Source organism: Microbacterium sp. H6, from assembly GCF_003314775.1.
GTDB classification, from domain to species: domain Bacteria; phylum Actinomycetota; class Actinomycetes; order Actinomycetales; family Microbacteriaceae; genus Microbacterium; species Microbacterium oxydans.
The window spans coordinates 48,999-49,332 of the sequence record NZ_QOAY01000175.1; the positions used below are offsets into that span (position 1 = coordinate 48,999).

1 protein-coding gene is annotated in these 334 nt (G+C 69.5%); it reads right to left on the minus strand.

Features of this window, described 5'->3' with window-relative positions; all coding sequences use genetic code 11:
• The coding region (locus DSP71_RS23640; protein WP_258546387.1) for a ComEC/Rec2 family competence protein at positions 1 to 334 on the minus strand (334 nt) is incomplete at both ends.

A 334-nucleotide genomic window follows, 5' to 3' on the forward strand; every position in this document is an offset into this window, starting at 1 on the left:
CGATCGGGCGGATCAGCCATCGGACCGTGAAGGACCGTCGACACCCGCGCCTGCACAGCTGCGGTCCCGCCGACGTGATCGAGGTCGAAGTGCGTGAGCACCAGAAGATCGATGTGCTCGATGCCGAGCGACCGCAGACAGGTGGACAGCAGATCCGGATCGGGCCCCGTGTCGATCAGCGCCACCCGGCCTGCCGAGCGCACGAGCACCGCGTCGCCCTGCCCGACGTCGCACACCGCGATCGCCCAGCCATCCGGAGCCGCCGCGGTCGCCAGCGGTCCATCGAGGAGTACACGTGATCCGGCGAGCGAGAGCACCACCACGAGCACCAGTG